The following is a 25,703-nucleotide window of genomic DNA, read 5'->3' on the forward strand; positions in this document are numbered from 1 at the left end:
CGACAATCGCCGCGAATATCCGACCGGTGCGCCCGCAAAGCAGGGCGCACCGGTCAAATCACTCAGTCGACGGGCAGCCACACCCGCATCGCGGCGGGTCCCCGCGTAGCGCGGAGTCTAAACGGCAGGAGCGGGATCTCCGCGGCCTTGCCGTCGTCGTCGGCCGCGGCGGGGCCGTAGGGCCAGGCCTCGGGGCGGTCGTGGATGCGGGCCGCGACGTGGACGGCGCCGTCGCGCTCGACGGGGGCGACCGTCGTGTCGACGGTGAGTTCGTCGAGGTCGCCGCCGGGCAGGTCCAGGGACTCGGCGCAGAGGACGACCGGGCCACGTTCGACGGCGGCGCAGCCGCGGACGGCGTCGACGCGCGGGTCGGGGAAGGTCCAGCGCGGGGCGACCGAGAATTCGAGGTGGAGCTCGTCGCCGGGGCTGAACTCCCCGATGCGTCCCACCGAGACCGCGGCGGGGTCGACCTCGTGCACCGAGCCGTCGGGGTGGATCAGCCGCACATCCTCGGCCCAGGCCGGGACGCGGAAGGTGATCTCGCGGGTGCCGCCCTCGTTGGCGTCGACGCGGACGGTGACGCGGCCTTCCTCCGGGTAGTTCGTCTCAACGGTGAGCGCGAGCCGTGCGCCGTCGACATTGGTGTCGATGGTGCAGGGCGTGAACTGGTGGATCTGCACGCCGTGCTCGCTAGTGGTGGCGACGTACGCGGCGAACTGGGCGAAGGTGCGGGCGAGGTTGGTGGGGCAGCAGGAGACGTCGAACCACTGGGCGCGGTTCCCGCCCGCCCGGGTGTGCGGGAGGGCGCCGTCCGCGGGCGGTTCGGGGTCGGCGGTGCGCTGGTGGAGCGGGTTGGCGTAGAAGAACGACTTCCCGTCGGGGGCGACCGCGCCGGACAGCACGTTCCAGGAGATGCGCTCGATCATGTCGCCGTAGCGGGAGTCGCCGGTGGCGAGGGTGAGGCGCCACGCGGTCATGACCGCGGCGATCCCCGCGCAGGACTCGGCGTACGCGCGGTCCGGGTTGAGCGCGAAGTCGCGGCCGAACGCCTCGTCGGCGTACTGGGAGCCCATGCCTCCGGTCAGGTGGGTGCGGCGGGTGACGGTGCGGTCCCACTGGGCGCGAACGGCTTCCAGGAGCTCGTCGTCCTCGGTCTCGACTGCGACGTCGATCGCGCCGGAGGACAGGTAGAGCGCGCGAACCGCATGGCCGCGCAGCACCTCGGCGTCGCGGACCGTGACATCGTCCTGGTAGTAGAGGCCGTTCTCCTTCAACGTCTTCTGGCCGTGGCGCTCGATGAACAGGCGCGCCTGCTCCAGGTAGCGGGGCTCGCCCGTGGCGCGGGAGAACTCGGCCAAGGCCACTTCGATCTCCGCGTGACCGCAGATCCGCTCAATGCCTCCGGGCCCGAACGTGTCGCAGACGTGGTCCGCGACGCGGCGGGCGATGCGGGTGAACTCGTCTTCGCCGTGGTTGCGAAGGCGCGCGACGGCGGCCTGGATCAGGTGCCCGGCGCAGTAGAGTTCGTGCCCCCATTCGAGGTTCGAGTAGCGGGGTTCCTGCCCGGGGTTGCCGAACGCGGTGTTGAGGTAGCCGTCCTCGTGCTGCGCGGCGCCGATGCGGGCGGTCAGCTTCTGGAACTCCTCCTCCAGGCCGGGGTCGCCGGTCCGGCCGATCTCCCACGCCATCGCCTCGGCCAGCTTGTAGACCTCCGAGTCGGAGAACTCGCGTCCGGCGCGCTGGAACGGCCGCCCGGGCGCCTCCCCCGCGGCGACGCGGTCGAAGTTGCCGATCCAGTCGAGCGCTTCGAGCCAGTGCAGGCAGTGGCGGATCGTCGCCGCGGCGTTCACCGCCTGCCGCTCGAACCAGTGGCCGCCGGTGATGCGGACCTCGTCCGTCCCCAGGGGACGGAGTTCGCCGGTGGAGGGCATTACGGGTGTTCTCATATTCATCCTTTAATAGCTCCGGACATGAATCCTCGGACGTAGTGGCGCTGGAGCAGTGCGAAGAGCACCAGGCACGGCAGCGCCATGACGACCACGCCCGCCTGGGTCGCGCCGAAGTCGACGGCTCCCATCGACTGCTGGCGGAGGTTCGCGATCGCCACCGGCAGCACGGCCTTGTCGGCCGAGCTGACGAGAATGAGCGGGGCGATGAAGTCGTTCCAGGCGGCCAGGAACGAGAACAGGCCCACGGTGATGAGGCCGGGCCACACGCTGAACAGCATGATGCGGGTGAGGATGCCGAAGGTGCCGGCGCCGTCGACCATCGCCGACTCCTCGATCTCCTTGGGGACGGCCTCGAAGGAGATGCGCATCATGAAGACCGCGAAGGGGAGCTGGTAGAGGGTGAGGACCAGCGCGAGGCCGGTGAGGGAGTCGCGCAGGCCGAGGTCGCCGAGCATCGAGTAGAGCGGGATCAGCAGGGTCGAGTACGGGACCATGAGGATCGCGAGGGTGAGCAGAAACAGGGTGTCCTTGCCGCGGAAGGAGAAGCGCGCGAACGCGTAGCCCCCGGCGATCGAGAGGGCCAGGGTGAAGGCGACGGTGAGGACGGACGTGTACGTCGAGTTCCACAGGTACCGCAGGAGCCCGGCGTCGTATTCGAGGAGGCTGGCGTAGTTGCCGAAGCCGTAGCCGACCTGCTGGTTGGTGGCGCCGTGGGGCGCGACGGAAGCGTAGCCGGTCCAGATCAGCGGGAGCAGGAAGAGGACGGCGAGCGAGGCGGCGAGGACGTAGTAGGAGGTGCTCCAGAGCTTGGTGCCCATCACGCGTCCTTTCTGAGGGCCCGGAACTGGACGATGTTGAGGACCAGGAGCGCGGCGAGGACGACCACGGAGATCGCGGCGGCCGCGCCGAGGTCGAAGCGCTGGAACGCCTCCCGGTAGATGAGCTGGACGACGGTGACGGTGGAGTTGTCGGGGCCGCCCTTGGTGAGGATGAAGAACTGGTCGAACGCCAGGAGCGAGCCGGTGACGGAGAGGATGAGGACGAGGCCGAGCGCGGGCCGCAGGAGCGGGATCGTGACGTGCCAGAACGACTGCCAGCGGTTCGCGCCGTCGAGGCGGGCGGCCTCGTAGACCTCCGGCGGGATCGACTGGAGTCCGACGAGCAGGATGATCATGAAGAACCCGGCGAACTTCCACACGATGAGCACCACTGTGGACCACAGGGCGGCGGTGGGCGTGCCGAGCCAGGAGACCGGCTCCATGCCGAGGGCTTCGAGCAGCGGGTCGAGCGGGCCGATCGCGTGGCTGTAGAAGCCGTAGAACAGGAGCGAGGCCGAGGCGAGCCCGAGGGTGGTCGGCAGGAAGTACGCGGAGCGGAAGAACCCGGTGCCCTTGCGGCGGTCGGCGACGATGAGCGCCAGCAGCAGCGAGAGTCCGATGAGGATGACCACGACGATGCCGGTGTACTTGAGGGTGAAGCCGACGGCGGGCCAGAACAGGGGGTTGGCGGTGATCCCGGCGTAGTTGTCGGGCAGGTTGATCCCCCGGTCGCCGACCAGCAGCGGCCAGTCGGACGCGGACATGCGTCCGACCAGCAGCAGCGGCGCGACGAAGAAGACCAGCACGAAGGCCGCCACGGGGGCGGCGTACAGGGCGCCGGCCAGCTTGCGCGAGTGTCGCATCGGGTTCCTTCTAGCTCGCGAGGGACGCCGTGACGTCGCCGTTGAGGTCGCCCAGGTCGGCGCCCGGGTCGCCGTAGACCGCCTCGCGGACCAGCGGGAGCCACGGGCCCTGCGGGTCGTTGAAGGTCTGCCCGAAGTTGAGCGAGTAGGGGGTGCGGCCGACCTGCACGAGGTCGTTCATGACGACCGCGTTCGGGTTGGCGGCGTAGTACTCGTTGTCGGCGAGGTCGGTGCGGGCCATGACGTCGCCGTTCGCGGCGAGGATCTCGACCTGCTGCTCCTCTTCGAGGCTCCAGCGCAGGAAGTCCCACGCCTGGTTCGGGTGCTCGGAGTTCGCGGCGATGCCGATGGAGTCGCCGCCGACGAACGTGGACTCGCCGCCGTCGACCCCCGGGATGGGCGCGACGCCGATGTTCATGTCCTCGGGCATGAGGCCGAGCATGGTGGAGGGCATGGGCATGACGCCGATGTTCCCCTCGGGGAAGAACCCGGTCCAGGTCGCGCCGGTCTCCTCGGCGTGGCCGGGGGCGACGGCGTCGTCTTCGACGAGGCCGCGGTAGGTCGCGTAGACCTCCTGCGCCTCGGGTCCGTCCAGGAGGGACTCGGTGCCGTCCTCGTTCATGACCTCGGCGCCGGAGGCCCAGATGCTCGGCCACCAGGTGAAGACGTAGCAGCCGCCGCAGTTGCCGCCGAAGAACGTGCCGCTGACGTCCCCGCCGAGGGCGTCCACGGCGCGGGCCTGCTCGGCGAACTCGGCGAGCGTCGCCGGCGGCGTCTCGGGGTCGAGGCCCGCCTGCGCGTAGAGGTCCTTGTTCCAGAACAGGACCGACAGGTCGAGGGTGTGCGGCACGAGGTACTTCGCGCCGTCCACGGTCCCGACGTCGATGTGGGACGGGGCGAGGGAGTCGGCGAAGTCGAGCGCGTCGATCCGGTCGGTGATGTCGAGGTAGGCGCCCGCGGTGGTGAAGTTCGGGGCGAACACCACGTCGAGCGCGAACAGGTCGGGCAGCTCCTGGTTGCCCGCGGCGGTGCCGACGCGGGTCTGGTAGTCGTCGGTGGGGATGACGGTGAGCTCGATCTGGTTCTCGTGGCTCGCGTTGTAGGCGTCCACAAGGGCCTGCGACTGGGCCTCGGTGGCGGCGCGGGTCCACATCGTCAGGGTCGTGCCGTCGTCGACGCCTTCGAGGACGACCTCGTCGTCGGAGCCGCCGCCTCCGCCGCTGCACGCGGACGCGAGCAAGGCGGTGGCGGCGGCGAGCGCCGCCGCCCCTTTCACTCGGGCTGGGAATCTCATTGCCTACTCCTCGGTGAATAGGTGTGAAGGGTTTCGGCGGACGGCTGCTGCCGCCGCCAGTAGAGGTGGTACGGGTCTTCGTCGCCCAGGTGAAGGGGGGCGAAGGTGTAGCCGTCGGCGGTGAAGTGGAGGGGGTCGCCCGCGGGTTCGAAAGCTTCGTCGAGGTCGTCGCCGACGGCGATGGAGATGAGGCCGGTGGCGAGGTCGGTGCCGACGGGGTCGTGCTTGATGGCGAGGACGGTCGGTCCGTAGTAGACGGACTGGATCGTGTCGTCGTCCAGGGCCGCTTCGGTGTGGAGGCGCAGCGGCATGGCGATGTCGACGGTGTCGCCGTCCCTCCAGCGGCGGGAGACGACGGCGTAGGTGCCGGGTTCGGCGGTGATCGACTGGCGGCGGCCGTTCACCTCGACGGTGAACGTGGTCGCCCAGGACGGGACGCGCAGGCGCAGGTCGAAGCGGCCGCCGCGGCCGTTGATCTCGATGCGGCTGGCGCCCTCGAAGGGGTAGTCGGTGGTTTGAGTGATCTCGGTGCGGCGGGCGGCCCAGTCGAGTGTGGACGACATGTAGAGGTTGACGTACAGGCCGTCGCGGTCGGCGAAGTAGACGGACTCCTGGTGCTTGGTGTGGTTCTCCATGCCGGTGCCACCGCAGCAGGTGCCGGTGTTGCCGTAGCCGCGGGCCTGGCCGGGGCGGACGGGCACGAAGTAGGTGACCTGCGGGTCGGTGGTCGAGTCGGCGTCGCGGCGGGAGGAGAGGATCTGGTTGTACAGGGCCCGCTCGACGTACTCCATGTACTTCGGGTCGCGGGTGTGGAAGAAGAGGTTGCGGGCGAGTTTGATGAGGTTGTAGACGCAGCAGGTCTCGGCGTGGTTCGGGTCGTTCGGGTACTGCCACAGGGACCCGGCGATGGCGTCGCGGGCGCGGAAGATCTCGCCGACGCCGGTGCCGCCGTGGGCGTAGGCGCGGTGCGGGATCGCCATGTCCCAGAACTGCTCGGCGGCGGTGAAGTAGTCGTCTCCGGCGCCCTGCTCGTACATCCGCAGGTAGCCGGTGAACTGCGGGATGTGCTGGTTGGCGTGCTTGCCGTCGAGGAGGTCCTGGCCCGCGACGGTGGCGGCGAGGAGCGCCGTGTTGTCGAACAGCTTCGCGGTCTGGAGGAACTCGGGGCGGTCGGGGTGGAGCGCGGCGAGGTTCGCGAGGGACTCGTTGACGCCGCCGTACTCGCCCGCGATGTAGATGGACCACATGCGGTCGAGGCGGGCGCGGTCGAGGACGGACAGTCGCGAGTGGACCCATTCGCCGATGCCGGTCGCGATCTCCGAGGCGTCGCCGTTGCCGCCGAGGCGGTGCGCGTCGAGCAGGCCCGCGAGGATCTTGTGGGTCGTGTAGTACGGGGCCCAGATCCCGGCGTTCCCGCCGTACGTGGCGAACTCCTCCAGACGCAGGAACTGCGTCTCCGGATAGGCCGCAAGGAAACCGGGGTGGCGGCGGCCGTCCGTGGGGGCGATGACGCGCGCGTCGGCGCCGTTCCCGGAGGCGTCGGCGCAGACCGCGCCGGGGGCCTCGTCGAACCGGTAGCGGGCGAGGTCGCCGCCCGGCCCTGCTCCCGCGGCCAGGGCGGCGACCTCATCTGCTCCCAGTGAAGTGCTGAAGACGTGGAACTCGTCGACGTCGGCGCCGAGGTACTGGACGCTCCCCTGCGGGAACTGGCCGCGGCCGATCCAGTTCGCGGCCGTGGCGCCGAGGTCGGCGGGCGTGAGCGCGACCGGGCCCGAGGCCGCGGCCGTGCCGTTGACGTAGAGAACGGCAGTGCCGCCGCCGAGGGTCACCGCGAGGTGCGTCCACTGGCCTTCGGGGATGGCGGAAGCGGCGGTGACGCGCTGCTCCCCCGCCGTGCCGGAAGTGGTGATGCCGAAGCGCGGGAACGGGTTCGCGTTGTCGGCCCGCACCGTCAGGTACAGGTGGTGATCGGCGTCGGCGCCGAAGTCGAAGACCTTGACGCCGTTGCGCAGCGGCGCCGGGTCCGCGTTCGGGTCGGGCAGGCGGGAGGTGTCGATCGCGGCGAGGTTGATCCACACGGCCACGGTGAGGTCGGTGAGGCCGTCGACAAGTCCACTGGGGAGCGCGACGTGCTCGGCGTGCCCGAGCGGGGAGCCGGTGAGGCGCAAGGCCGTGCCGGTGCGGCCCGCCACGCGCGGCGTGGCCTGCGCGGCGGCCGCGGCGAGGGCGTCGCGGGACTCGCCGAGCCCGGCCACGAGGTGGTCCAGCTTGCGGCGGTACAGGTCGTCGCCGGTGCCCGCGTACGCCTGGGCGAGCATCGACAGGAAGTGCCCGGAGTAGTGCCCGCGCAGGTAGCCGTTGGCGTCGTCCCAGCTCCCGGGCGGGCGGATGCCCGCGGGGTTGGCGAGGCCGGCGTTCGCGCGGAAGTTGTAGAGCATCCGGTCCGGGCCCGCGAGCTCGCCGCGCGCGGCCTCGTAGCCGCTCGCGTAGCGGAGCATCCGGTCCCGCTTGTCGGCGAAGATGCCGTCCCCCAGGGCGACCGCGTCGAGCCCGAAGGGCTCCACGAGGGAAGCCGCGGGGGCGGCCCCCGCCGGGATCTGGTGCGCGATCCCGACGGGGGCCACGGACGCCAAGACGCCCAGGCGAAGTGCGTTGCGGCGGTTCAGGTGCATCAGGCGCCTCCCCTGGTCTGCACGACCTGCTGCATCGTGCCGTCGGCGTTGAAGTACAGCGGGTCGATGGCGACGGAGCGGCGGAAGTTCCCGCCGCCCGGTGCGTCGGCGGTGTGGTAGACCATCCACCACTGGCCGTTGAACTGCTCGATCGCCGGGTGGTTCGTGGTGGAGGTGACCTGCCCGAGGACCACGCCGCGGTGCGTCCACGGCCCGGCCGGGTTCGAGGCGGTCGCGTAGCGGATGCACGCGTAGGAGGAACTGGTGACGCAGCCCGAGCCGCCGTTGGAGGCGTAGGCCATGTAGTAGACGCCGTTCCGCTTGAACATCCACGGCGCCTCCCAGAAGTCGGCGAGGCCTGTCGGGGTCGTGACCGCGCTCGCGAGGGACGTCATGTTCTGGTTCAGCTTCGCCATGCGCGGCTGCCAGTACGAGCCCCAGTAGAGGTAGATCTGGCCGTCGTCGTCGATGAACACGGTCGGGTCGATGTTGAGCGCCGAGGAGTTCGGCGTCGAGTCGGAGATGAGCGGGCCGCCGATCGCGTCCACGTACGGGCCGAGCGGGTTGTCCGAGACCGCCACGCCGATGTTCATCCAGCCGTTGTCGGTGGCGCCGTCGACCGAGACGAACCAGTAGTAGCGGCCGTCAGGGCCTCTGACCACTTCGGACGCCCACGCGTTCGCCCCGGCCCATGCGAAGGTGGACAGGGAGAGCCGGGCGCCGTGCGCGGTCCACGTGGCCGGGTCGTTGTCAGGTGCGGTGGAGGAGAAGGCGTGCCACTCGTCCATGACGAAGGACTGCTGGCCCGCGGCGGCCTCGTCGCGGCCGGTGAAGAGGTACATGGTGTCGCCGACGACGAGCGTGGCCGGGTCGGCGGTGTAGATGTTCCTGACGATCGGGTTGCCCGCCTGGGTCGCGGAGCCGGAGCCCCACACCTTCCATTCGAGGACGCCCACGGACGCGGCGCCGCTCTGGAGGACCGCGCGCAGGGCCGTGGTGGTGACGGCGTTGAAGTCCGTGTGGTTGTAAGCGTTCGCGTTGACGCCGTAGGCGCTGGCGCCGCTCACGGCGGTCCAGGCGCCGTTGTTCAGGTACTCGATGCGCCAGCTCGCGGGGACGCGGACGCCGCCGGGGCCGGAGTTGTAGGAGTCGTCGAAGAAGTAGAGGTCCGAAGAGGACACCGTGACGGGGCTGTTCCAGGTGAGCTGCACCCATTGGGCCCCGGTCTGGGGCCAGGTGCCCCAGCGCGGGTTCTGGGTGTCGTTCGAGCTCGGCGGCTCGATCCCGTCGTTGACGGCCGCCACGGACTCCCACGAGGAGGTGTAGGAGGCCGAGGCGGTGGCCGAGCGGGCGACGTTCACGGCCTGCGCCTGGGCGGGGCTCGCGAACTGGAGGCAGGTCCAGGCCAGGGCCGCGGCGAGCGCGGCTGACAATGTTCTTCGGATAACGGTGCGGTTCATGGTTGCTCTCTCCTTGTGCCGGTTGGAGATCAGAGGACGGTGACGGTCACTTCGGCGCGCAGCGAGGTGCCGCCGACGGTGCCGTGGACGGTGAACGTGCCGGGTGCGGCGTAGTCGGCCGGATCGACGGCGTCCCAGGTGACCGCGGTGGACACGTTGTCCTTGGAGCCGTCGTTGTAGACGGCGGTGACGGTGGACGGGAGCTGCGGCGCGGTGCCGGCCCTGGTGACGGCCTCCTCGGCTTCGAGCGCGGTGATCTCCACGGCGTCAGTGAGTCTGACGTGGACGGTGGCGCTCGCGGGGAGGGCGAGGCCGGTGACGAGTCCGGCGACCGGGACCGCGGTGGCAGGCTGGTCGACGTCGTCGGCGGTGAGCGGGCCCCACACGACGGGGAGGTCGAGGCGGGTGCCGTCGCCGTAGACGCACGTGACGGTGTCGGGGAGGTCGGGGACGGTGCCGACGGTGGTGGGCTGGTGGACGGCCCGGACCTGTTCGGGCGCTTCGGCGAAGACCTTCCATTCGAGGACGCCCACGGAGGCGCCGCCGCTCTGGAGGACCGCGCGGACGGCCGTGGTGGTCACGGGGTCGAAGGCGGTCTCGTTGTACTGGTCGGTCTCGGTGCCGTAGGCGTCGGCGTCGACATCGGTCCACTCGTCGCCGTCGAGGTACTGGATCTTCCAGGAGGCGGGGGCGAGGACGCCGCCGCCGTCGTCGAAGAAGTACATGTCGGAGGCGTCGAGGCGGACCGGGTCGTCCCAGGTCAGCTGGACCCACTGCTCGCCTTCTTCGGGCCAGGTGCCCCAGCGGGGGTTGGCGCCGTCGTTGGAGCGGGGCGGGTCGATCCCGTCGTTGATCGCGGTGGTGTTCTCCCAGGGCGAGGTGTAGGAGGCCGTGGGGGTGGCGAACAGGGCGGCGTTGATGCGGTCGTCGGGCGCCTCGATCGAGACGTCTACTCTGGATTTAGTGGTGGCGCTGCCGTCTCCGGCGGTGAGTTCGAGCGTGTACGTGCCGGGTTCGGTGAAGGTGGCGACGGTGCTCGACGCGGTCGGGTCCTCGAATACGACCGCGCCGGGCCCGTCGACGGCCGCCCACGAGGCGCTGAGCGCCCCGTCGAGGGGGAGGCCGTCGTCTTTGACCGTGCCGGTGAGTCGCGCCTGCATCGGCTGGCGGAACGCGAGGTCCTGCCTGGCGAGCGCATAGGGCGCGGTGTTCTCCGGCGGGTCGGCGTCGTGGTCCGTCTGCAGGACTTGGACTTCCTTGAGCCCGGTGGCGTGCCCGTCCTGGTGGTCGAGGAGGACGCGGACGCGGTCGGTCTCGACCTGGGGGAACTGGACCTGGTTGTAGTTGGCGCGCGGGACGGCCGGGGTCTTGGTCTGGTCCTCTACGGTCACCCAGTCGGTGCCGTCGTGGTACTGGACCTGGTAGACGGCGGGTTCGGCGAGGCCGTCGGCGGTTCTGTCGCGGTAGAAGTACAGCCGCAGCTCGTCGATGTCCACGGTCTCGCCGAGGTCCACTTCGTACCAGTCGGTCTCGTTGCCGGAGCCTTCGCTGGACCAGATGGGCGCGTTGACGGTGGTGCCGTCGACGGCGCCCGCGGTGGTGGTGCCTTCGGCGGTGTAGGAGGCGGTGGCGGTCCGTCCTTCGGCGAGGTTCTCGGCGTCGGAGGAGAGGTCGGCGCCGGCCTTGGCGAAGACGTCGACCACGCGGCCGTCGAGTTCGACGTCCTCGGGTGCGGAGAGGTGCTTCATCTTGCGGCTCTTGACGACGTCGGCTTCGGTGTCGACGCGGCCGGTGTCCGGGTCCCAGACGGCTGGGGCGAGGCTGTCGAGGGTGAAGGCGCGGGTGCCGTCGATGTAGACGGAGTAGCCCTCGGGGACGCCGGGGTAGTGGTCGGTGCCGTCGTCGGGCTCGTCCCACACGACGGTGAGGTCGGAGTCGCGCCAGCGCAGGTCGTTGACGGTGAAGTGGTCCCAGCCGATGTCGATGGGAGACAGCTCGATCTGGTCGTCGGTGCGGGGGCGCAGGCCCGCGACGTCCTCCACATAGGTCCAGATGCTGGAGCCGAGGGTGGTGTGGTGGATCCAGGAGCGGTAGTCGATCTCCTCGTTCGCGGGGTCCCAGTCGGCCCAGAACTCGTTGGAGTCGGGCCAGGCGGTGTCGCCGCCGATGTAGGTGGACCAGGCGTTCCAGTAGAGGAGCTTCTTGTAGTCCTCGGTGGTGATGGCGTCCTGGTCGTAGTCGCGGAGCACGGAGGAGAAGAGTCTGAACTGGACGGTGGAGTTGATCTGGGAGAAGTTGTTCGAGCCGGGGTTGCCCTGTTCGGCCGCTTCCTCCTTGTCGGCCTGGTTGGCGGTGTAGAAGGGGAAGACGGGGTATTCGCCGGGGTCGGCGAAGAGGCGGAGCGCGTCGGTGTAGGGCTCCTCGTTCGGGACGGCGCCGACGCTGAAGGGGTAGTAGTTGTTGATCTCCTTCCAGGGCACGTGGTCCCCGGAGGCGACGTGGACGTGCTCGAACAGCTGCGTGTCGGGGTTCCACAGGACGTCGGTGATGGCGTCCTTGATGTCGTCGGCGAGGGCGCGCATCTCGTCGGCCTTCGCGGTGTTCCCGGCGAGGTCGTAGGCCTCGGCGGCGGCGAGCGCGCCGGAATACTGGTAGGCGGATTCGGCGCGGTCGAGGTCGCCGTCCCGCCAGTGGAAGGAGACGGCGTCGGCGTCGTTGCCGGTCATCGCACCCCAGTCGTACTCGATGAGGTAGTTGTTGTTCGAGTCGAAGGTGTCGAGCTGGCCTTTGACGTCGCCTTCGGCGTAGCGGGCGAGGTTCTCGGCGATGTCGACGGGTCCGCCGTGGACCTGGTAGGAGCGCCAGGCGGCCTCGGCGATGTACTGGGTGTAGGAGTTCGACCAGTTCTCGGGGTCGCCGGGGTTGTCCATGAAGCGCCCGCCCTGGGAGGACTCGCCGGTGGAGACCCAGGGGCCGTAGGAGTAGGCGGGGTCGCGCAGGTACTTGAGGTCGTCGATGAACATCGGGACGGTGAGCGCGATGGCGTTGTTGTAGCCGGTGACGCCTTCGATGGAGGTCGGGAACTGGAAGTCGTTGCCGGGGATGTCCGCGTCGAGGTAGTTGTAGCGCATCAGCCACCAGCGGTAGTAGATGAACTTCTTATGGGCCTCGTCGGGGACGTCGAAGTAGGGGACGTTGTCGGCCCACCACTTGTTGTAGGTCTGGACCTGGGTGGTGAAGGCGTCGGCGGGGCTGGCGTCGCGGTAGGCGGCGTACTCGGTCGCGGACTCGGGGATCTCCTCGGCGATCATGCCGAGCTGGACCTTGATGGTGGTCGATTCGCCTTGGGCGAGTTCGAGTTCGCCGGTGAGGGCGCCGTCGTCCGGGGTGAGGCCGGTGCCGGAGAGGCGCGGGAAGACGGTGGTGAGGCGTTCGAGGCGGGAGTTCTGGACGTCGAGGACGCCGGTGAGCTCGTCGCCGTCGGCGGTCCAGGCGAAGTCGGACTCGACCTTGACGGGGACGGTGGTCGCGCCGCCGCCGTTGGTGATCGTGATGTTGGCGACGGCGGTGTTGTTCTGGGTGATGAACTTCTGGACTTCGGCGGTGAGGTCGCCGTTCTCGTGCACGGAGGTCCAGTGGCTGGGGGTCTGGCGGCGCTGCGCGACGTCCTCGGTGAAGTCCCCGTCGCCGATGTCCACGGTGAAGCCGTCGGTGTTCGAGGCGCGGTCGAAGGTGGGGTCGTAGTAGGCGAACTGGCCGCCGAAGCCGATGACGTCGGGGTCGTGGACGCGCATGAGGAGGGCCCGGCCGCGGGTCATGAGCCACTGGTCGCCGGCGGGGTCGGCGCCTTCGCGGGCGAGGAGGCGGTCCATCCAGAAGTCCGTGCCGTCGCCGCCGTCGAGCTCCTCCTCGTACATCGCGGCCATCATGCCGTCGACGTCGTAGGGGACGGGCTCGTCGGGGACGGCGTCGGCGCCGGTGAACTCGGGGTAGCCGATGGTCTGCTGGGCGGCGGCGGGGGCCGCGCCGGCAACGAGGAGGCCGGCGGCGAGGGCCGCGGCCGCTGCGGTGGCGGACAGGGTGGGCGGGGGGCGTAGCTGCATCGCGTGCCTCCGTGCGCGTGAGGGTGTGCCGGTGGGGGAAGGGCCGAGGACCGAAAGCCTCCGAAAACCTTTTCGGAACGCCGTCGAGACGATGTTAGGGGTCTCATCGGGGCGCTGTCAATGCATTGATCGAGGAGAATCGATGCCGTGCGCGGTGGCCTGCGGTGATGTGACCGAAAGCCTGATTCGCAGGATTTCCCTCCGTCGGCTACAGTCGATCCGTTCCGGCGCGCGAGGCGGCCGGACCGAAGGAGGACGAGGTGGCCCGAACCCCGGCACCGCGCGGCGCGCGCGCCGCGACGCTGACCGACGTCGCCAAGCTGGCGGGCGTCTCGGTCGCCACCGCCTCGAAGGCGCTGAACGGGCGGAACCACGTCAGCGCCGCGACCCGCGAGCGCGTCGCGGAGGCGGCCGCGCAGCTCTCGTTCTCCCCCAACTCGCTCGCGCGCGGGCTCCTCGCCGGGCGCACCGGCACCGTCGGGCTCTTGACCTCGGACCTGGTGGGCCGCTTCAGCCTCCCGATCCTCATGGGCGCGGAGGACGCGTTCGGCGCGGGCGAGATGTCGGTGTTCCTGTGCGACGCGCGCGGGGACGCGATCCGCGAGCGCCACCATGTGCAGGCGCTGCTCAGCCGCCGCGTGGACGGCCTCATCGTGGTGGGCTCCTCGACCGACCCGCGCCCGCCGCTCGCGGCGGCCGTGGACGTGCCGGTCGTGTACGCCTACGCGCCGTCCGAAGACCCCGAGGACCTGTCGATCGTGCCCGACAACGTGGGCGCGGGCCGCATGGCAGTGGAGCACCTGATCGCCTGCGGGCGCACCAGGATCGCGCACATCTCCGGCGACGGCGCCTACTCGGCGGCGCGCGACCGCGTCACCGGCGCGCTCGCCGCGCTCAATGAGGCCGGGCTCTCGCCGGTCGGCGACGTCGCCTACGGCACGTGGGAAGAGGGCTGGGGCCGCGCGGCGGCCGGGATGCTCCTCGACCGGGAGCCCGATGTGGACGCCGTGCTGTGCGGCTCGGACCAGGTGGCCCGCGGCGTGCTCGACACGCTGCGCGAGCGGGGCCGCCGCGTCCCCGAGGACGTGGCCGTCATGGGCTTCGACGACTGGCAGGTCATGACCACCGGCGCCCGCCCCAAACTGACCAGTGTGGACATGAACCTGGAGGAGTTGGGGCGCAGCGCGGCCCGCGCACTCTTCGAGGCCATCGACGCCGAGCACGGCCGGGGTGTGCGGACCGTCCAGTGCCGCGTCGTGGTGCGCGGTTCGACGGCCGCCGAGGCCTAGGGCGCCGGGCGGGGGGAGTATCTTCTCCCGTCGTGACCGAACAGATGACCTCCGACCGCCACGCGACCTGGCTCGAACTGTTCTTCGACCTCGTCGTCGTCGCCGCGGTCGCCCAGTTGACGCACCTGCTGGTGCACCCCAGCGGGCTGCACGTGGCGGCGTTCTTCACGCTGTACACGGCGATCTGGCTGGTCTGGACCTCGTTCACGGTGTACGCCAACGTCGCCTCGGAGCGGACCCGCACCCGGACGATGCTGCTGGGCATGCTCGGCCTCGCCGTGATGGCCGCGGCCGTCCCGGAGGCGACCGGCGCGCACTCGGCGGTGTTCGCCGCCGCGTACCTGTACACCACCGGGATCGCCTCGCAGGGCCTCGCGCGCTCGGGCCGCATGGTCATGAGCTGGTCTGCGGCGCAGCGGAACGCGGGACTGCTGCCGTGGATCATCGCATTCTGGGTCGACGACCCGCGGTGGAAGCTCGCGCTGTGGGCGCTGGGCGTGGCGATGACGCTCGCCGGGGCCCTCCTCGTGGGCGACGACGAGGACCGCATGAGGGAGTTCCGGGACCGCCTGCGCGAGCGCAGCGAGCGGAGCAGGCGAGGGACGCAGGAGTTCGAGCTGTGGGACGTGCAGGGCTCGCACCTCGGCGAGCGGCTGGGCCTGTTCATCATGATCGTCCTCGGCGAGGCCGTGCTCCAGCTCGTCACCGCCATCGGCGAGGTCGAGTGGGGCTGGGCCCAGGTCGGCATCGGGCTCGCCGGGTTCGGGCTCCTCATCGGACTGTGGTGGCTGAACTTCCGGTTCGGGTTCGACGAGGAGAACCAGACGGCGCCGCGGTTCCTGCTGCCCGCGCACCTCGTCGTCGCCGTGTCGGTGACGCTCGTCGCGTTCGGCATCGGCACGGCCGCCGAGCACGCCACCGCGCCGCTCCCGGACCTCCACCGCTGGCTCCTGTGCAGCGCGCTCGCGGTGTGCCTCGGCCTGTGCGCCGCCGCCCACCGAGCGTGGTGGTGCCTCGCGATCCTCGCGGCCCCGATCGCCGTGGCGGCCTTCGGCTCCCAGGTCGCGGCGGTGTTCACGGTCCTCGTCCTGGCGGCCTCGACGGGCGCGCTCGCGCTCTACTTCCTGCGCCGGACGGCAACCTCGGCGGCATGAGGGGGCCATCCAGAATTCGGCACAAATTTTCGGGACTTGATCTACCCATGAAGGGGATTTTCATGGGATCTTCTGGAGGTCCTCTGTAACCCGCACTCCCCCGAAGGCCAGGTCCCACCGTGCGCACCACCGCTCCCTGGATCCTCGCGGCCGCAGCCCTCGCCGCGCTGTTCGTCCCGCCGCCCGCCGCCGCCCAGACCGGGGAGGACACCGCCGTCCCCGTCGACGGCGACAGCCGCCCCATCGCCCCCGGCATCGAGCTGGAGTCCTTCGACCGCTGGGAGGACCAGGGCTGGATCCGCGGCGACGCGGCCACCGTGGACCTCACCGGCGGCGCGGTCCCCCGCTACCTCGACCCGGGTGTCGTCGCCGCCTCCGAGCCGGTCCGCGAGCAGCTCGACGGCGTCGAGGACGTCGTGCTCGCGTTCAACGCGGACTTCTTCGACATCAACGACACCGGCGGCGCCGAGGGCGTCGCCATCGCGGACGGCGAGCTCGTCAAGTCCGCCGCGGCCGGGGCCTCCAACGTCATCGCCTTCGACGCCGACGGCACGGCCTCCGTGCAGCGCATCGGCTTCGAAGGCACCGCGACCACCCCCGACGGGACCCTGGACCTCCACGGCCTCAACACGACCGCGCTCCCGGCGAACGGGATCGGCGTGTACGACGCGCACTGGGGCGAGGCCTCGCGGGCCCGCGTCGCGGACGGCGCGGCGGTCGTCGAGGTCACCGTGGTCGACGGGACCGTCACCGCGGTCACCGACGCCCCGGAGGCCGGGCCCATCGCCGACGGCGCGCTGACGCTGGTCGGCCGCGAGACCGGCGCCGCGGCACTGGCAGCGCTCCAGGTCGGCGACGCCGTCGCGGTCGAGTACGCCGCCGAGACCGAAGGGGACCTCCCGCAGACCGCGGTCGCGGGCAACCAGCTCCTCATCACCGACGGGGAGCTCGTGAACCAGACCGACCAGGCCCGCCACCCGCGCACCGCGGTCGGCGTCTCCGAGGACGGCACCGAACTGTATGTGCTCACTGTGGACGGACGGCAGGCGGCGAGCGGTGGCTACACGCTCCGCGAGACCGCCGAGCAGCTCCTCGCCATGGGCGCGTACAGCGCCCTCAACCTCGACGGCGGCGGCTCCTCCACCCTCATCGCCCGCGCGCCCGGCACCGAGGACCTCGTCACCGTCAACAGTCCTTCTGACGGCTCGGAGCGGTCCGTGGGCAACGCGCTCGCGTTCACCGTCCCCGACGGCGACGGCGAGGTCGACGGCTTCGCGGTCGCCCCGCAGGCCCCGTTCGACCCCGGTGCCGTCGAAGGCGCCGACTACGACCGGGTCTTCCCCGGCCTCACCCGGCCGCTGGAGGTGGCCGCCCACGACGACGCGTACGGGCCCGCCGACGCCGACCCGCGCTGGAAGACCGACCCGTCCCGCCTCGGCTGGGTCGACGGCGACGCGGTCTTCCACGCCCGGGGCCGCTCCGGCGAGGTCGTGGTGACCGCGAAGGACGGCCGGGCCTCCGGGTCGACCGAGCTGACCGTCCTCGGCGCCCTGGACGCGATCGCGCCGTCGCAGCGGCTGCTGTCGCTGCCGGACGCCGGCACGACGACCGGGTTCCAGGTCATCGGCACGGATGCGGACGGGTTCACCGCCCCGATCGACCCCGCGGACGTGGACCTGTCGTACGACGGCGGCCTGTTCGCGATCGAGCCGGACGGGCTCGGCGGCTACACCGTCGCGGCCGAGGCCGCCGGCGGGTCCGGCACGGTCGAGGTCACCGTGGCCGGGAAGACCACGGCCCTCGCGATCACCGTGGGCCTCGACGAGCAGGCCGTCAGCGACTTCGGCGACGGCGCGCAGTGGATCTTCTCCACGGCCCGCGCCACCGGCTCGATGGCGCCCGGCGAGGGCCACGACGGCGACGCCGGGCTGACGCTCACGTACGACTTCACGCAGTCGACCGCGACCCGCGCCGCCTACGCGCGGCCCCCGGCGCCCATCCCCGTGGACGGGCAGCCGCAGCGGTTCGGCATGTGGATCGAGGCCGAGGGACTCGGCGAGTGGCCGTCGCTGCAACTGAAGGACGCCAACGGGACCGACGTGGTCCTGCGCGGCGACTACCTGACCGAGCCGGGCTGGACCTGGGTCGAGTTCGACGTGCCGCAGGGCACGAACTACCCGGTGTCGGTGTACCGCTTCTACGTCGCCGAGACCCGGCCGTCGGCGGCCTACCACGGCTCGGTCACCATCTCGGGCCTCACCGCGTACACGGCGCCCGATGTGGACATCCCCGTCGCGGAGCCGCGCTTCGACACGATGGTCGCCTCCGACCTCGACGGCGCGGACTGGACGTTCGCGGTCATGTCCGACGCGCAGTTCACGGCCGAGAACCCCGACAGCGCGATCGTCGCGTCCGCGCGGCGGACGCTCCAGGAGATCAAGGCGTCTGACGCGGAGTTCGTGATCGTCAACGGCGACCTGGTGGACGAGTGCGAGCCCGACGACCTGGCCCTGGCCGAACGGGTGCTGGACGAGGAGCTCGGCGACGAGCTCGACTGGGTGTACGTGCCGGGCAACCACGAGGCCATGGGGTGCAGCGTCGCCGACTGGTCGGCGGTCTTCGGGCCCGCCTACCAGACCTTCGACCGCGGCGGCACGCGGTTCATCACGCTCGACACGTCCGGCCTGACCATCGGGAAGGGCGGCTGGGACCAGATCCTCATGCTGCGCAATGCCCTTGACGAGGCCGCCGCGGACCCCGAAGTGGACTCGGTGGCGGTCGTGGCGCACGTGCCGACGAACGACAAGAGCCCGCAGGCGGCCTCGCAGCTCGGCGACCGGCTCGAAGCCGAGGTGGTCGAGGAGTGGCTCACCGGGTTCGAGGCCGACAGCGGCAAGGACGCGGCCTACATCGGCGCGCACGCCGGGTACTTCGACGCGTCCCGCGTGGACGGCGTGAACTACTGGGTGAACGGCAACTCCGGGAAGGCGCCGTCCACGACGCCCGAGGACGGCGGCTTCGTCGGCTGGACCCAGTTCGGCGTCGGAGGTGGCGACGAGTGGCTCAACGCGCTCGTGCGCCCGCAGGTCGACTCGCTCGCGGTCGCAGCCGACGACCTCGCGCCCGGTCGGACCGTGACCGTCGATGCAGAACTGGCCCAAGGCAGCGCGACGATCCCGGTGGTCTACCCGATGGGCGTCGAGTGGACCGGCGCGAACGTGTACATCGGCGACCGGCCGGGCCCGCTCGCGTGGCTGCGCTACGCCGCGTGGTTCGACCCCGAGACGCGCGAGCTCACCGCGTGGCGCCGCGGCACGGTCGAGCTGACCGCCACTGTCAACGGCGTCGCCGCCACCGACACCGTCGCCATCCGGTAAGGGCCTGACCTCCTTCTCGGGAACGTGGCAGTCGGCCAGGTGGTCGTCGACCATCCCGACGGCCTGCATCATCGCGTAGGCGGTGGTGGGCCCGACGAACTTGAAGCCCTGCTTCTTCAGGGCCTTCGACAGGGCCGTCGACTCGGGCGTGACCGCGGGGATGTCGGCGAGGGCCTTCGGGCGCTCCCGCGGCTCGGGCGCGAAGGACCACACCAGGTCGCTGAGGCCGCCGTCCAACCGGGCGGCGGCCTTCGCGTTCGCGATGGTCGCCTCGATCTTCATGCGGTTGCGGACGATTCCCTCGTCGGCGAGCAGCCGCTCCGCGTCCTGCTCGGTGAACTTCGCGACCTTCTCGATCGCGAAGCCGCCGAACGCCTTCCGGAACGCCTCGCGCTTGCGCAGGATCACCAGCCACGACAGGCCCGACTGGAACGCCTCCAGGCTGACCCGCTCGAACAGCGCGTCGTCGCCGCGCACCGGGCGGCCCCACTCGGTGTCGTGGTAGTCCCGGTAGATCTCCGGGGCGACGCCCCACGGGCACCGCGCCAGGCCGTCCTCGGCCGACATCACCGCATCGCTCAACTTCGCTCCCCCTCCTGAACCGTCGCGAGCCTACGCGCCGGGTCCGACACGTCCCGCGGACCGGCATGTCGGTGGCTTGTTGCAAAATAGTTGCAATAGAGTCCTCACGTCCCCCGAAGGAGCACCCGTGAACGCAGATCCCACCGGCCACACCCTCCCCGAACTGGTCATGGCCTGGGGCCGCGGCCGCGCCCACTCGCGCATCACCGCCCAGCCCGAGCCGATCGACGGCGGCTACGAAGTCGCCGTCGGCCCGCCCAGCACCGAGGTCCGCAAGGTCTACCACACCTACACGCCCGAGTTCCTCGCCGAGACCGCCGCCGCGCTCGACACCCCCGGCCACCAGCTCATGATCGCCGGACCCGACGCGCTCCTGCAGTCCGCCATCCCCGCGACCTGGACCATGGACCAGGGCGGACACCTCATGACCGTCGTGTTCGCGCAGGACCCGTACACCGTCCCCGCCGACTACCGGCTCGTCGTCGAGACCGAGGGCCCGCTCACCGTCGCCCGCGCCTTCCACGCCAACGGCGACCACGCCGCCTCAGCGCGCCTGGGCCGCGACGGCGACTTCGGCGTGTTCGACAAGGTCGTCACCGCCCCGAACCACCAGCGCCGCGGCCTCGGCTCGACCCTCATGCGGGCCCTGTCGCTCAACGCATACGCGCTCGGCATGCGGTACGGGCTCCTCGTCGCCAGCGACGAGGGCCGCGCCCTGTACGAGCACCTCGGCTGGACGTTCGTCTCCGACTTCCCCGGCGCCCGCTCCAAAGCGGCGTAAATCGCTTGCCGGTCATGCGGACCGCTGCGAGAGTGGCCGCATGACCACCGAATCCGCCTGGCGCGACGCCAACCGGGCCATGTGGGACGAGCGCGTCCCGATCCACGCCGCCAGCCGCTTCTACGACCAGGACGGCTTCCGGGCCGGAGGCGGCGACGTCAACGCGTTCGAGGCCGAGGAGGTCGGCGACGTCAACGGCAAGCGCCTCGTCCACCTCCAGTGCCACATGGGGCAGGACACGCTGTCGTGGGCGCGGCGCGGGGCCGCCGAGGTCGTGGGCCTCGACTTCTCCGAACCGGCCGTCGCCGTCGCGCGCGGCCTCGCAAAGGACCTCAAGCTCGACGACCGGGCCTCGTTCGTCGCCGCCGACGTCTACGACGCGCGCGAAGCGCTCGGCGGGCGCGCCTTCGACATCGTCTACACCGGGCTCGGCGCCCTCTGCTGGCTCCCGGACGCCGAGCGCTGGGCCGACGTGGCCGCGTCCCTGGTCGCGCCCGGCGGGTTCCTGTACCTCGCCGAGTTCCACCCCCTGGTCGACGTCCTCGACTGGGAGACGGGCACGCGCATCGAGCGCGGCTACCTCGACGGCGAGCCGATGGTCTTCGACGAGCCCGGCACCTACACCGACGGCGACGCCGAAACTCAGAGCAATCTGAACTTCCAGTGGACCCACCCGGTGAGCGAGGTCGTCTCGGCGCTGGCCCACAACGGCCTGCGCATCGAGTTCGTGCACGAGTTCGACTGGACGCTGTTCCAGCACCTCGGCCCCCTTGAACAGCGCGAAGGCCGCTACCGGTGGCCGGAGGGGGAGCCGCGCACGCCGCTGATGTACTCGCTCAAGGCGTCCCGGGTGTGACGGCTGTCGCGCGCTAGTTTTCCGAGTCTCCTCTGACCTTTCGTCCAGTGGATGCCGGGTTCGTCCCCGAAGAATGTGGAGGACGAACCGCCAAGGAGGAAAGCCGTGAAGACGAAGCAGCAGACGCCGAGCTACGAGGGCCGCCCGTACGCGAAGCCGGAGGAGGAACTGGTCGACCAGGGACTCCAGTTCGACATCGGGACGCTCTTGAGCCGCCGCGGCGTGCTCTTCGCCGGGGCGGGGGCCGCGGCCCTGGGCCTGGCGGCGTGCTCGGACGGCGGTGACTCCTCCGGAAGCGGCACGACCACCGCGGCCTCCGCGGAGGACCTCACGGAGATCCCCGAGGAGACAGCCGGGCCGTACCCCGGCGACGGGTCGAACGGGCCGGACATCCTGGAGCAGAGCGGCGTGGTCCGCAGCGACATCCGCTCCAGCTTCGGCGACAGCACCACCGCCGCGGAGGGCGTGGGGCTCGACATCGAGCTGACGCTCTACGACATGGCGAACGACAACGCCCGCTTCGAGGGCGCGGCGGTGTACCTGTGGCACTGCAACCGCGACGGCGAGTACTCGATGTACTCCGAGGCCATCGCGAACGAGAACTACCTGCGGGGCGTGCAGGTCGCCGACGCGGACGGGGTCGTGAAGTTCACGAGCATCTTCCCGGCCTGCTACGACGGCCGGTGGCCGCACATCCACTTCGAGGTCTACCCAGACGTCGACTCGATCACCGACGCGGCCAACGCGATCGCCACGTCGCAGATCGCGCTCCCGCAGGACACGTGCGACACCGTGTACGCCGAGGAGGGCTACGAGCAGTCCGTGGAGAACCTCTCGAAGGTCTCCCTGGAGACCGACAACGTCTTCAGCGACGACAGCGGCGCCTCGCAGCTCCCGTCCGTCTCCGGCGACGTGGACGGCGGGTTCGTGTTCACACTTCCCGTGGGCATCGACACGTCCACGGAGGCGGGCGGCGGCGGCGCGGCCCCGTCCGGCGGCGGAGGCGGCGAGGGCGGCCCCGGCGGGACCCCGCCCGGAAGCGAAGAGTCAACGAGCGACAGCTAGGAGCAGGGGAAAGGCCCGTGACCGCAACGGTCGCGGGCCTTCGGCACGTCTCAGATGAGGACGACGAGCCCGGCCTCGCCGAAGAGGGTCGCGGCCAGCGCGCCGCGGTTGGCGGCCTTCATGGGGAGCTTCGCGCCGACGGCCTCGATGTGCGGCTCGACGCGCTCGGGGTGCGGGTGCACGGCCTCGATGCTCACGAGCGGGACAATCGGCAGGTCGGCGGCGGGGTGCGGGGTGCTCCCCCAGTCGATGAGGAACGGGACGGGGCCGCGGTGGCGGCCCTCCTTGTCGAGGGTGAGGCGCCACGCGAGGTCGGCGCCTTCGGGGGTCCGGCGGGTCATCTCCCACGGCTCGCCGGGGTCGTACCCGGCGGCGCGGGAGGCGGCGACCGCGCCGTCGATGTCCTCGGTGCGCACGGCCCAGGTGACGAGGCGGGCCTCGGTGAGGGTGTCGATGCCGAAGGGCCGCCACTTGTCGGGGGACGGCTGCTCGGGGTCGGGTCCGATGATCTCCAGGTAGGCCCCCTCGCCGACGCCGAGCAGGAAGTTCCGGGTGCCCAGGCCCTGGTGGACGCCGCCGGGGACGGGTCGCGTCCCGGTCAGGCGGGCGACTTCGTTCACGGTGGCGGCGAGGTCGGGCGTGGCGAGGACGAGGTGGTCGAGTGAGGACATGGGCCGGAGTCTAGTCACGAAGCGCCACAGCCGTAACGGCCGTCCCGAAACCGCACCGCCCGGTCAGGCGCGGCGGGGGTCGACGAGGGCTTCGAGGATCTCGTCGCCCGGTTCGGCGAGCACGCGCTCGGCGGCCTGTTCGAGGACCCGTTCGGCCTCGCCCTGGCCGGGGTCGTAGCCGACGCGGCAGCCTTCGGGCGTGAACGCCGGGTCGGCGGCGGGCGGCTCGGTCTCGCGGCGCATGACGTCGCCGATGCCGTTCTCCAGGAGCCCGAACGCGTGGTGCGCGGCGGAGTAGGCCATGGCCGCGACCTCGTAGATCGGGCGGCCTTCCAGGATCAGGTGGACGTTGGCCTCGACGAGGATGTGCTGGGTGTGCAGGAGCTGCGAGGAGACCAGGCGCGAGGTGAGCTTCGGGTGGCCCTCGTCCATGAGGACCTCGGCGAGCATCGCGCCCGAGCGGCGGCGGTAGTCCATGGCGCTGACCACGAGCGAGGGCGTGGTCTGGATGAGCTCCTGGACCTTGAGGAACATCGGCTTGTCGCTGAGGCCGGTCTGGGGGGCGCGGTGTTCCAGCAGCTCCAGGAAGCGGTCGCGCAGGACCGCGTGCGGGGTGGTGCCTCGGGGGCGCTCGCGGACGACGCGGGCGGCGTCCTCGATGTGGTGGCGCATGCCGCCGATGACGAGGTCTTCCTTGGTCGGGAAGTAGTTGAACACCGTGGCCTTCGACACGTTCGCGGCGGCGGCGATCTCGGCGACGGACACGTTCTCGTACCCGCGCTCCAGGAACATCTGGAGGGCCGTGGTCTTCAGCAGTCCCCACGTGGCGTTCTTCTTGCGCTCGCGCAGGCCTCGGTGTCGTTCCATCCCGCCACTGTACCAGTTCAGTCTTGACCCGGCCAAAAATTCTTCCCGGAAAAAAGTTGTACCCGGTCAAAATCGGGTGCTACGCTCGCCGACATGACAGGAAACCCACCCGCCGACCGGCCCCGCAAGCCGGCGCCGGACGCCGGCGGGGAGGCGGCACCGGAGGCCTCGATCCTCCGCCTCCTCGCCGACTACCTCCGCCCCCACCGCAGGCCGCTGACCCTCGCGATCGTCTTCCAGCTCGTCCAGACGGTCGCGTCGCTCTACGTGCCCACCCTCAACGCCGACCTCATCAACAACGGCGTCGCCGCCGGGGACACCGGCTACGTGCTCCGCCACGGCGGCTTCATGCTCGCCGTCACCGTCGTCCAGCTCGCCGCCGCCGCGTTCGGCGTCTACTTCGGCGCCCGCGCCGCCATGGGCCTCGGCCGCGACCTCCGCGCCGACCTCTTCGCCCAGGTGCAGCGCTTCTCCACCACCGAGATGGACCGCTTCGGCGCGCCCTCGCTCATCACCCGCACCACCAACGACGTCACGCAGGTCGTCACCATGCTCGTCATGGGGCTCACCCTGTTCATGGTCGCCCCGATCACCGCGATCGGCGGCCTCACCCTGGCGCTCACCCTCGACGTCCCCATGACCGGCATCCTCCTGGCCGCCATCCCCGTCATGGCCCTGATCATCTACTTCATCGTCATCTCGATGGTCCCCGCCGGACGCGCCATGCAGCGCTCCATCGACGGCATCAACCAGGTCATGCGCGAGCACATCACCGGCATCCGCGTCATCCGCGCGTTCGTGCGCGACGACCACGAGCAGCACCGCTTCAACGAGGCCAACGACAAGCTCACCGACGCCTCGCTGCGCGTCGGCCGCGTCCAGGCGTTCTTCGGCGCCACCGCCATGGCCAGCAGCAACATCACCTCGATCGTCATCGTGTGGATCGGCGCCGGGCGCATCGCCGACGGCAGCCTCCAGATCGGCGACCTCATCGCGTTCCTCACCTACGCCGGGCTCATCCTCGGCTCCGTGATGATGTCCATGGGCGTGTTCATGATGGCCCCGCGCGCGAAGGTCGCCGCCGGGCGCATCCGCGAGGTCCTCGGCACCGAGCCGACCATCACCGACCCCGCCGACGCCGTCCGCGAGCTCCCCGGCCGCGGCGAACTCGACGTCGACGCCGTCACCTTCCGGTACACCGGCGCCGAAGAGCCCGTCCTCCGCGGCGTCGACCTCGTCGCCCGGCCCGGCCAGACCACCGCCGTCATCGGCTCCACCGGCGCCGGGAAGACCACCCTCCTCAACCTCATCCCCCGCCTGTTCGACGTCGGCGAAGGCGCCGTCCGCATCGACGGCGTCGACGTCAGGAGCATGGACCGGGCCCTCATCGCCCGCACCGTCGGCCTCGTCCCCCAGCGCGCCTACCTGTTCTCCGGCACCATCGCCGCGAACCTCCGCTACGGGAACCCCGACGCCGACGACGAGACCCTGTGGCGCGCACTCGAAACCGCGCAGGCCGCCGACTTCGTCCGCGACATGCCCGACGGCCTGGAGACCCTCCTCGGCCAGGGCGGCACCACCGTCTCCGGCGGACAGCGCCAGCGCCTCGCCATCGCCCGCACCATCGTCGCCGCCCCCAGGATCTACCTGTTCGACGACTCGTTCTCCGCGCTCGACACCGCCACCGACGCGGCCCTGCGCGCCGCGCTCGCCCGCGACATCGCCGACGCCGCGCAGGTCATCGTCGCCCAGCGCGTCTCGACCATCCGCGACGCCGACCGCATCGTCGTCCTCGACAACGGCCGCGTCGTGGGCACCGGCACCCACGAGGAGCTCCTCGAACACAACCCGGTGTACGCCGAGATCGTCAACTCCCAACTCACCCTTCAGGAGGCGCTGTGA

At 70.9% G+C, this 25,703-nt stretch carries 16 protein-coding genes and 1 pseudogene; 7 read left to right on the plus strand and 10 right to left on the minus strand.

The features are described 5' to 3' along the window. Nucleotides 1–62 precede the first annotated feature (62 nt). From B0I28_RS18810 to B0I28_RS18840, 7 genes are read right to left on the minus strand one after another with little or no spacing between them, the layout of a single operon-like run. Complete coding sequence (locus B0I28_RS18810; RefSeq protein WP_106365378.1) at nt 63–1,946, minus strand: glycoside hydrolase family 127 protein; 1,884 nt, start codon at nt 1,944–1,946, stop codon at nt 63–65. 2 nt (nt 1,947–1,948) lie between these two features. Beyond that, nucleotides 1,949–2,767, minus strand: coding sequence for a carbohydrate ABC transporter permease (locus B0I28_RS18815; protein ID WP_106365379.1), 819 nt, complete (start codon nt 2,765–2,767; stop codon nt 1,949–1,951). Next, a complete protein-coding gene (locus tag B0I28_RS18820; protein ID WP_106365380.1) occupies nt 2,767–3,630 on the minus strand; it encodes a carbohydrate ABC transporter permease in 864 nt (287 codons plus the stop codon). Before B0I28_RS18820 ends, B0I28_RS18815 begins: the two co-directional genes overlap by 1 nt. A gap of 10 nt (nt 3,631–3,640) precedes the next feature. Beyond that, nucleotides 3,641–4,924: an ABC transporter substrate-binding protein gene (locus tag B0I28_RS18825; protein WP_106365381.1), complete on the minus strand. Its 1,284-nt coding sequence runs from the start codon at nt 4,922–4,924 to the stop codon at nt 3,641–3,643. Then, a complete protein-coding gene (locus B0I28_RS26930; RefSeq protein ID WP_146148163.1) occupies nt 4,921–7,596 on the minus strand; it encodes a beta-L-arabinofuranosidase domain-containing protein in 2,676 nt (891 codons plus the stop codon). Before B0I28_RS26930 ends, B0I28_RS18825 begins: the two co-directional genes overlap by 4 nt. Further along, a complete protein-coding gene (locus B0I28_RS18835) occupies nt 7,596–9,056 on the minus strand; it encodes a family 43 glycosylhydrolase (protein WP_146148164.1) in 1,461 nt (486 codons plus the stop codon). The genes B0I28_RS26930 and B0I28_RS18835 overlap by 1 nt, the downstream gene beginning before the upstream one ends. 29 nt (nt 9,057–9,085) lie before the next feature. Further along, nucleotides 9,086–13,159, minus strand: coding sequence for an Ig-like domain-containing protein (locus tag B0I28_RS18840; RefSeq protein WP_106365382.1), 4,074 nt, complete (start codon nt 13,157–13,159; stop codon nt 9,086–9,088). 260 nt (nt 13,160–13,419) lie between these two features. On the opposite strand from B0I28_RS18840, the gene B0I28_RS18845 reads away from it, so the two are divergent. The 3 genes from B0I28_RS18845 to B0I28_RS18855 all read left to right on the plus strand — a co-directional run bounded on the left by B0I28_RS18845 (nt 13,420) and on the right by B0I28_RS18855 (nt 18,979). Then, nucleotides 13,420–14,448 carry a LacI family DNA-binding transcriptional regulator gene (locus tag B0I28_RS18845; RefSeq protein ID WP_106365383.1) on the plus strand — a complete coding sequence of 343 codons (1,029 nt, stop codon included), beginning with the start codon at nt 13,420–13,422 and terminating at the stop codon, nt 14,446–14,448. A 32-nt stretch (nt 14,449–14,480) separates the two neighbouring features. Further along, nucleotides 14,481–15,602: a low temperature requirement protein A gene (locus B0I28_RS18850; RefSeq protein ID WP_146148165.1), complete on the plus strand. Its 1,122-nt coding sequence runs from the start codon at nt 14,481–14,483 to the stop codon at nt 15,600–15,602. 119 nt (nt 15,603–15,721) lie between these two features. Further along, nucleotides 15,722–18,979 (plus strand): phosphodiester glycosidase family protein, encoded by a 3,258-nt coding sequence (locus tag B0I28_RS18855; protein ID WP_106365385.1) that lies wholly within the window; start codon nt 15,722–15,724, stop codon nt 18,977–18,979. Here B0I28_RS18855 and B0I28_RS18860 read toward each other — a convergent pair. Then, nucleotides 18,939–19,546: pseudogene (locus B0I28_RS18860) on the minus strand (DNA-3-methyladenine glycosylase I). The gene B0I28_RS18855 and the pseudogene B0I28_RS18860 overlap by 41 nt on opposite strands. Nucleotides 19,547–19,688: 142 nt before the next feature. Here B0I28_RS18860 and B0I28_RS18865 point away from each other — a divergent pair. The 3 genes from B0I28_RS18865 to B0I28_RS18875 all read left to right on the plus strand — a co-directional run bounded on the left by B0I28_RS18865 (nt 19,689) and on the right by B0I28_RS18875 (nt 22,263). Next, a complete protein-coding gene (locus tag B0I28_RS18865; RefSeq protein ID WP_106365386.1) occupies nt 19,689–20,342 on the plus strand; it encodes a GNAT family N-acetyltransferase in 654 nt (217 codons plus the stop codon). 40 nt (nt 20,343–20,382) lie between these two features. After that, nucleotides 20,383–21,198, plus strand: coding sequence for a class I SAM-dependent methyltransferase (locus B0I28_RS18870; protein WP_106365387.1), 816 nt, complete (start codon nt 20,383–20,385; stop codon nt 21,196–21,198). Nucleotides 21,199–21,303: 105 nt separating this feature from the next. Beyond that, a complete protein-coding gene (locus B0I28_RS18875; protein ID WP_106365388.1) occupies nt 21,304–22,263 on the plus strand; it encodes an intradiol ring-cleavage dioxygenase in 960 nt (319 codons plus the stop codon). 50 nt (nt 22,264–22,313) lie between these two features. On the opposite strand, the gene B0I28_RS18880 is transcribed toward B0I28_RS18875, so the two are convergent. Next, complete coding sequence (locus tag B0I28_RS18880) at nt 22,314–22,934, minus strand: VOC family protein (protein ID WP_106365389.1); 621 nt, start codon at nt 22,932–22,934, stop codon at nt 22,314–22,316. Nucleotides 22,935–22,997: 63 nt separating this feature from the next. Further along, nucleotides 22,998–23,801, minus strand: a complete 804-nt coding sequence (locus B0I28_RS18885; protein ID WP_106365390.1) for a TetR/AcrR family transcriptional regulator — start codon at nt 23,799–23,801, stop codon at nt 22,998–23,000. 93 nt (nt 23,802–23,894) lie between these two features. On the opposite strand from B0I28_RS18885, the gene B0I28_RS18890 reads away from it, so the two are divergent. Beyond that, nucleotides 23,895–25,703, plus strand: coding sequence for an ABC transporter ATP-binding protein (locus B0I28_RS18890; protein WP_106365391.1), 1,809 nt, complete (start codon nt 23,895–23,897; stop codon nt 25,701–25,703).

This window comes from Glycomyces artemisiae (genome assembly GCF_003002955.1).
Classification (GTDB): domain Bacteria; phylum Actinomycetota; class Actinomycetes; order Mycobacteriales; family Micromonosporaceae; genus Glycomyces; species Glycomyces artemisiae.

What these genes read in the sequence shown, in the direction of transcription:
- B0I28_RS18810 (WP_106365378.1), bottom strand. Translation starts at nt 1,946, where the DNA reads ATGAGAACACCCGTAATGCCCTCCACCGGCGAACTCCGTCCCCTGGGG.
- B0I28_RS18815 (WP_106365379.1), bottom strand. Translation starts at nt 2,767, where the DNA reads ATGGGCACCAAGCTCTGGAGCACCTCCTACTACGTCCTCGCCGCCTCG.
- B0I28_RS18820 (WP_106365380.1), bottom strand. Translation starts at nt 3,630, where the DNA reads ATGCGACACTCGCGCAAGCTGGCCGGCGCCCTGTACGCCGCCCCCGTG.
- B0I28_RS18825 (WP_106365381.1), bottom strand. Translation starts at nt 4,924, where the DNA reads ATGAGATTCCCAGCCCGAGTGAAAGGGGCGGCGGCGCTCGCCGCCGCC.
- B0I28_RS26930 (WP_146148163.1), bottom strand. Translation starts at nt 7,596, where the DNA reads ATGCACCTGAACCGCCGCAACGCACTTCGCCTGGGCGTCTTGGCGTCC.
- B0I28_RS18835 (WP_146148164.1), bottom strand. Translation starts at nt 9,056, where the DNA reads ATGAACCGCACCGTTATCCGAAGAACATTGTCAGCCGCGCTCGCCGCG.
- B0I28_RS18840 (WP_106365382.1), bottom strand. Translation starts at nt 13,159, where the DNA reads ATGCAGCTACGCCCCCCGCCCACCCTGTCCGCCACCGCAGCGGCCGCG.
- B0I28_RS18870 (WP_106365387.1), top strand. Translation starts at nt 20,383, where the DNA reads ATGACCACCGAATCCGCCTGGCGCGACGCCAACCGGGCCATGTGGGAC.
- B0I28_RS18880 (WP_106365389.1), bottom strand. Translation starts at nt 22,934, where the DNA reads ATGTCCTCACTCGACCACCTCGTCCTCGCCACGCCCGACCTCGCCGCC.
- B0I28_RS18885 (WP_106365390.1), bottom strand. Translation starts at nt 23,801, where the DNA reads ATGGAACGACACCGAGGCCTGCGCGAGCGCAAGAAGAACGCCACGTGG.
- B0I28_RS18890 (WP_106365391.1), top strand. Translation starts at nt 23,895, where the DNA reads ATGACAGGAAACCCACCCGCCGACCGGCCCCGCAAGCCGGCGCCGGAC.